This is a genomic window from Lichenihabitans sp. Uapishka_5, from assembly GCF_033947565.1.
In the GTDB taxonomy this organism is placed as follows: Bacteria; Pseudomonadota; Alphaproteobacteria; order Rhizobiales; family Beijerinckiaceae; genus Lichenihabitans.
This window is the reverse complement of record NZ_JARPVX010000130.1, coordinates 1-6,888: the sequence shown is the minus strand read 5'-3', so window position 1 is coordinate 6,888 and position 6,888 is coordinate 1. Positions and strand designations below refer to the sequence as shown.

General features: G+C 65.4%; 6 protein-coding genes. 4 read left to right on the top strand and 2 right to left on the bottom strand.

Features of this window, described 5'->3' with window-relative positions; genetic code table 11:
- Positions 1-60: 60 nt before the first annotated feature.
- Complete coding sequence (locus P7D22_RS21855) at positions 61-684, bottom strand: tyrosine phosphatase family protein (protein ID WP_319936373.1); 624 nt, start codon at positions 682-684, stop codon at positions 61-63.
- 256 nt (positions 685-940) lie between these two features.
- On the opposite strand from P7D22_RS21855, the gene P7D22_RS21850 reads away from it, so the two are divergent.
- Genes P7D22_RS21850 through P7D22_RS21840 form a run of 3 tightly spaced genes read left to right on the top strand, consistent with a single transcriptional unit; the run spans position 941 to position 3,668 of the window.
- Positions 941-1,477: a TadE/TadG family type IV pilus assembly protein gene (locus tag P7D22_RS21850; protein ID WP_319936372.1), complete on the top strand. Its 537-nt coding sequence runs from the start codon at positions 941-943 to the stop codon at positions 1,475-1,477.
- The gene (locus P7D22_RS21845) at positions 1,477-2,190 is read left to right on the top strand and encodes a TadE/TadG family type IV pilus assembly protein (RefSeq protein ID WP_319936371.1); all 714 of its coding nucleotides are present in this window, start codon (positions 1,477-1,479) and stop codon (positions 2,188-2,190) included. Before P7D22_RS21850 ends, P7D22_RS21845 begins: the two co-directional genes overlap by 1 nt.
- Positions 2,172-3,668 (top strand): TadE/TadG family type IV pilus assembly protein, encoded by a 1,497-nt coding sequence (locus tag P7D22_RS21840; protein ID WP_319936370.1) that lies wholly within the window; start codon positions 2,172-2,174, stop codon positions 3,666-3,668. Before P7D22_RS21845 ends, P7D22_RS21840 begins: the two co-directional genes overlap by 19 nt.
- 45 nt (positions 3,669-3,713) lie before the next feature.
- On the opposite strand, the gene clpB is transcribed toward P7D22_RS21840, so the two are convergent.
- On the bottom strand, positions 3,714-6,341 hold the full coding sequence (gene clpB, locus P7D22_RS21835) for an ATP-dependent chaperone ClpB (protein WP_319936369.1): 2,628 nt from the start codon (positions 6,339-6,341) through the stop codon (positions 3,714-3,716).
- 231 nt (positions 6,342-6,572) lie between these two features.
- On the opposite strand from clpB, the gene P7D22_RS21830 reads away from it, so the two are divergent.
- Positions 6,573-6,815 (top strand): hypothetical protein, encoded by a 243-nt coding sequence (locus P7D22_RS21830; RefSeq protein WP_319936368.1) that lies wholly within the window; start codon positions 6,573-6,575, stop codon positions 6,813-6,815.
- Positions 6,816-6,888: the final 73 nt, after the last annotated feature.

Below are 6,888 nucleotides of genomic sequence, written 5' to 3'. Positions count from 1 at the left end.
GCCGAGCAGCAGCGCCGTCACCAGGGCGGGCCGGCTCGGGCGCGGCGGGGCCCGCATGGGTCAGCCGGCTCCCGGCGCGGCGTCACGGGCGCCGGCCTCGGCCAGGCTGATCTCCTGGCTGCGGCCGTTGGCGTGCATGAAGGCCGCGATCTCCGGTGCTTCGGCGAGGCGCCGGGCGTAAAGCCGCCCGAGTGCGGCCGTAAAGCGCCCCTGCCGTCCGAGCAACTCGTCCGCGAAGCCGATCATCCGCGAATTGGGCCAGGCCTGCGGCCGCTCGGTTGCGATGCGGGCCAGCACCGCATCTTCGTCGAGCGCCGGCTCGGCCTGGGCCAGCAGCATCGCCATCGCGGCGGTCGAGCGCGAGATGCCCATGTGGCAATGCACCAGCAGGTGCTGGGCGTCGCCTCCGGCCGGCGCCGCGATGTCGCGCCCGAAGGCCAGGATGGCCGCCACATCGTCCCGCGTCGGCAATGTCGTGCCCTCGGCCGGGGTGATGGCGTCATGGAAGCTGAGCGTGACGCGATGGTGCGGCCCATAGGCCGCAAAACCATCCGGCTCGGGCGTGCCGGGATCGAGCAGCGACAAGGCATGGGTCACGGCCCGTCCGCCATGCCCCGCGATCTCGGCCAGGCCGCAGATCGTCAGGGTTGGCGGGGATGGGGCAGACGATTGTTCGACAGGCATGCGGTACTCCGGTGTCGCCTCGGGGTTAGCGCGTCGGCGCCATGACGGGCAAGGGCCGTGGCTGTGCCGGTAACCTTCCCAAGCGTTAATGATCGAAAAGCTGCGCAGCTAACCAAATGGAAGAAGGTCGAAGGCAAACTGCAAGCTCAACCAGTTGCGGATCTTCAGCGTGACTTCGCACCTTCCCTGCCGATTGAGAGACCAGCCGCGCCTTGACCCCCGGGCCGTCGTCCAGGTTTCAGGCCCGCGAGCCACCATGGCGGTGTTCGGCGCCGATCGGTGTGGGGCGGCGGCGGTGGAATTTGCACTCGTCTCCGTTGTGTTCATCCTCACGCTGACCTTCACACTCGGCGTCGCGCTGGTCATCTTCCTGCAACAGCAGCTTGATCATGCGACCGACATGGCGGCGCGCCAAGTCATGAACGGGACCGTGCAGAAGGGCGCCTACTCGGCGGCCGTGTTTCGCCAACAAGTCGTTTGCGTCAATTTGCCAACGATTTTTTCTTGCGGCGACACGATCGTAAATCTTTGGACCGCTACGGAGGCGACCAGCCCCGGCGGCTACTACAGCTTCGTTAAGAGCGGAGCAGCCGGGCTCGTGATCCCCCAGCTCTCCAACAGCGTGGCGCAATATAGTGTCGGCGTGCAAGGATCTTACGAATATCTGCAGGTGATCTATCCGATCACCTTTCTACCGAGCTTCGTCACCAGCCTCTTCAGCAGCCAAACCTACAATGGCGTTGCAGCCTATATGGCGGTCTCCACCGCGGCTTTCCGCAACGAGCAATATTGATGCGCGTCCTACGGCGCAGCCTCGTAGCCTTTGGTGGTGACGAGGACGCTGCTTCTGCCGTCGAGTTCTCGATCGTGCTGCCGATTTTGTTGGTGTTGCTGCTCGGTGGCAGCCAGGTCGTCGTTTATATCAATGCAACTCGCAAGGTGCAGCAGGTCGCCACGTCGGTGAGCGAGATGTTGTCCCAGGCCGCGCCCGCGATCAGCACCAACTCCACGGCGACCATCAATTCGACCGACCTTGAATTTAGTTACGATGCCGCCCTTGTAATTTTTCCATACGTGATGACCGACTCGCAGCGGCAAGGCATCGCCTGGCGCACGGACCTCCTGGTCAGCATGGCCAGCGTGTCCTTCACTCCAAACAACAATATCTGCATCGGGGCCGATCTCAGCGGGTGCTACACGTCCAACGTCGATTGGACCAGCACCGGCACCCCTTCCGGCGCCTATAGGCCTTGTGGCCATTCGCAGAACCCGATCGACAATGGGGCGCCTTACAACCGGACTGGTCTGCCCCGCTCGCTTTACGGGCCGGGAAGCGTCGTCGTTGTCGACGTGAGGTTCACCTTCACGCCGACTTTCGGTGCCGGTTTCGTCGGACCTATCACCATAACCCGCTCGGCATTTGTGCAGCCCCGATACGTCACAACGATCGGCTTCGATGCCACCAATCCCACCGGGATAGCGACCACATGCCCCTCGACGTCCTGAAGCGGTTTGGCCGTGGGCGCGACGCCAACGTCGCAATCCTGTTCGGGTTCTGCCTCGTTCCGCTGATCGGGATGGTCGGGCTCGGCACTGATTACGGCATTGCGCTCAGCGCCAAGTCGAAGCTCGACAACGCCGCAGATGCTGCGGCCCTTGCAGCCGTATCCACAGCCAAAGCCTATGTGGCGCAAAACCCTTCCAGCGCGAACCTCACGGCCCTGGCGATTGCGGCCGGCCTCGACCGGGCCTATCGGGCCTATGCGGTGAATGCCGGCAGCGTGTCGTTCTCGACCGTGCCGACCCCCATTATCACACTGACGCGCAGCAATCAGACCTTCTCGTCGGCCGTCAGCTACCAAACCTCCACCATAGCTCAGTTCGGCCGCATGTTCGGGCGCAGCAGCATCGCGGTTGCAGGTACCTCTGCCGCATCCGCCGACGTGCCTAGCTACATCGATTTCTATCTGATGGTGGATGAATCGGGGTCGATGGGCATTCCCACCTCATCGGCCGATCAGACGACCCTCGCCAACGTCAACGGCAGTTGCCAGTTCGCCTGCCACTTCGCCGACAGCAAGCTCGCCTCCGAGGGAGCGGGCAATTGGGGCTACAACATCGCCACCACCGGATACACCAAGAAGGCCGGCCCGAGCGGAACCTATGTGAACGACAAGCAGGTCCTCTCCACGTCGCTTCTGCTCCGGTCAGGCTCGGTGAATAGTGCGCTCTGCCGACTCCTGGTCCGGGCCGCTTCCCCAACTGTCACAAACCAATATCGGGTCGGCATCTTCCCGTTCGTCACGCAGATCGCTACGCTGGCGGACCTGACGACCAACATCGCATCCCTGCAAACGACGGCCGATTGCTCCTCGAGCCCGCCCCTGAAATTGACGTCGCTCCTGGATACCGGTGTGACCCAGTTCTACACCAATACCGACCCGACCACCGGCACGGGCAGCGGCGGCACACATTTCGAATCCGCGCTGCCTGGTATGCAGGGCCTCGTGAAAGTCTTCGGGGACGGGTCCTCCTCGTCTTATCCGAAGCCGTTTGTGTTCCTGGTCACTGACGGAATGGACAATGGCCAGCATTACGACTCGCAGTCGGGATCGATCTACCGCTACGTCGGCAACCCCAATACGGCCTTCAAGAGCTATGTCGGCAGCGATGGTAAGACGCCGGTCACTGCGGGTTTTGACGGATCAAGCCCGCAACTGTTCAGCCAGACCTATTGCACACAATTGAAGAACGCTGGGGTCACTCTTTCGATCCTCTACATTCCCTACGTGACCCTCACGGTCGGCAGCGCCAACCAGGGCGAGACCACTACGGTCAATAGCCTCGTCCCGCAGGTCTCGGCCAATCTGCAGGCTTGCGCGACGTCGGGCTTCTTCTACACCGCGTCAACCGATGCCGACATTACGGCATCCCTCAATGCCATGTTCAATCAGGCAATTCAGGTCGCCCACCTGAGCAAGTGAGCGACCTGGAGCTAGGCCGAGGCGCCCGCCGTGATGGGGCGCCGGTCAGTTGAGTGTGCGCCGGGCGCCCAGAGCCGCGGTGGACCCGTCTTCCACATCATCCGCCCCCACCAGAAGGCGTTTGATCCCGGCCGTCACCGGCACGGTCTCGCCATCCCGCACCGTACCCGACAGGATGCCCTCGGCGAGCGGGTCCTGTACGGCCTTCTGGATCACCCGCTTCAGCGGGCGCGCCCCATAGGCCGGATCGTAGCCGTGTTCGGCCAGCCATTCGCGGGCCGAGCCGTCGAGGGCGAGCGTGATCTTGCGATCGGCCAGCAGACCGTCGAGCCGGCCGAGCTGGATGTCGACAATGGCGCCCATGTCTTCCCGCCTGAGCCGGTGGAACAGGATGATCTCGTCGATCCGGTTGAGGAACTCCGGCCGGAAGTGGCCGCGCACCACACCCATCACCTCGTCCCGCACGGCTTCCACATCCTCGCCGTCCTTCTGCAGGGCGAGATATTCGGAGCCGAGGTTCGAGGTCATGATGATCAGCACGTTGCGGAAGTCGACCGTGCGGCCCTGGCCATCGGTCAACCGCCCGTCGTCGAGCACCTGCAGCAGGATGTTGAAGACATCCGGATGCGCCTTCTCGACCTCGTCGAACAACACCACCTGATAAGGGCGGCGGCGCACGGCCTCGGTCAGCGCCCCGCCTTCGTCGTAGCCGACGTAGCCGGGCGGCGCCCCGATGAGGCGGGAAACCGAGTGCTTCTCCATATATTCCGACATGTCGATGCGCACCATCGCGCTCTCGTCGTCGAACAGGAAGCTTGCGAGCGCCTTTGTCAGCTCCGTCTTGCCCACACCGGTCGGCCCCAGGAACATAAAGGAGCCGATCGGCCGGTTCGGGTCCTGCAGCCCGGCGCGCGCGCGCCGCACCGCGGTCGAAACCGCGCGCACGGCCTCGGGCTGGCCGACGACGCGGCGGCCGATCGCCTCCTCCATCTTCAGCAGCTTGTCGCGCTCGCCCTGCAGCATCTTGTCGACCGGCACGCCGGTCCAGCGCGACACCACCTGGGCGATGCGGTCGGGCGTCACGGCCTCGTCGACCAGCCGGTCGGACGCCGCGTTCTCGACATCGGCGAGTGTCTTCTCGAGCTCGGGGATGCGGCCATAGGTCAGCTCGCCGGCGCGCTGGTATTCGCCGCGGCGCTGCGCCTGGGCGAGTTCGGTGCGGGCCGCTTCGAGCTGCTCCTTCAGCTTGGTGGCCGAGCCGAGCTTGTCCTTTTCGGTCTTCCAGCGCAGCGTCAGCGCGTCCGAGCGCTCCTGCAGCCCGTCGAGCTCGCCTTCGAGGCGCTGCAAACGGTCGCGCGAGGCCGCGTCGGTTTCCCGCTTCAACGCTTCCTGCTCGATCTTCAGCTGCACGATGCGGCGGTCGAGCTCGTCGAGCTCCTCGGGTTTCGAATCGACCTGCATGCGCAGGCGCGACGCCGCCTCATCGACGAGGTCGATCGCCTTGTCGGGCAGGAAACGGTCGGCGATGTAGCGGTTTGACAGGGTGGCGGCCGCCACGATGGCGGAATCGGCGATCCGCACGCCGTGGTGCAGCTCGTACTTTTCCTTCAGGCCGCGCAGGATCGAGATCGTGTCCTCGACGGTCGGCTCCGACACGAACACGGACTGGAAGCGCCGTGCCAGCGCCGCGTCCTTCTCGACGTGCTTGCGGTATTCCTCGAGCGTCGTGGCGCCGATGCAATGCAGCTCGCCGCGCGCCAGTGCCGGCTTCAAAAGGTTCGAGGCATCCATGGCGCCATCGGCCTTGCCGGCGCCCACCAGCGTGTGCATTTCGTCGATGAACAGGATGATGGCACCTTCCGCGGCCGTCACCTCGCTCAGCACGCTCTTCAACCGCTCCTCGAATTCGCCGCGATATTTGGCGCCCGCGATCAGCGAGCCCATGTCGAGCGCCAGCACCTTCTTGTCGTGCAGGCTTTCAGGCACGTCGCCATTGACGATCCGCAGCGCCAGCCCTTCGACGATGGCGGTCTTGCCGACGCCCGGCTCGCCGATCAGCACGGGGTTGTTCTTGGTGCGGCGGCTGAGAACCTGGATCGAGCGGCGGATCTCCTCGTCGCGGCCGATCACGGGGTCGAGCTTGCCGGCCCGGGCGGCCTCGGTGAGGTCGCGGGCGTATTTCTTCAGCGCGTCGTAGCTGTTTTCGGCCGAGGCATTGTCGGCCGTGCGGCCCTTGCGCAGGTCCGCGATGGCGCCGTTCAGCGCCTGCGGGGTAACGCCGGCCTGGGCGAGGATGCGGCCGGCCTCGGCCGCCTTGTCCATTGCGAGCGCCAGCAACAGCCGCTCGACGGTAACGAAGGAATCGCCCGCCTTCTCGGCAATCTGTTCCGCCTGATCGAGGAGCCGCGCGGTCGCGGGCGCAAGGTACACCTGCCCCGCCCCGGAGCCGCCGACCTTCGGCAGCTTCGACAGCGCCAGCTCGGTGGCCGCGAGCGCCTCGCCGGCGCGGCCGCCGGCCCGCTCAATCAGGCCCGAGGCCAAGCCTTCCTTGTCGTCGAGCAGCGCCTTGAGGAGATGCTCGGGGGTGAACTGCTGGTGGTTGTCCCGCAGGGCGATGGTTTGCGCCGCCTGCAGGAAGCCCCGGGCCCGCTCGGTGAATTTTTCTGGGTTCATGTGTCTGCCTCCATGAGCCGCCTGCCTCCCGAAGCGAGGCGGCGGCCAGTCTGGTCCGACGCCCGAAGGCCGTCGTCCTTCTCTAGATGGGAGCAGACCGGCCCGGCCGGAAGAGGTCTCTGGCGGCGCGTGCGACTTTTTTGTCACAGAAAGGGCCACGAGGCCGCGGCTTGGCGGAACCGAAGCCGCTGCCGCCGATTGGCTCCCGTGTCACAAGCAGGAGATCGAGACGTGTCGCTTTTGCAGAAAACCGCCTTGGCCGGCGCCCTGGCGCTGACGCTCCTCGGCGTCGGGGTGGGCGGTGCCGCCGCGCAGCCGTTCGGTGACGACGGCCCGGGTCCGGGGTTCCGCCATCATGGCTTCGACCGGGGGCCGGGCGGCTGGCACCACGGCCCGCGAGGCCCCTGGGGATGGCACCGTCGTCCGCATGGACCCTGGGGCTGGCACCACCACCGCCACTGGCACGGTTACTGAAACAAAGGCCCGGTCGCGTCAGCGACCGGGCCTTTCCCTGTCTCTTATACACATCTGACGCTGCCGACGACGG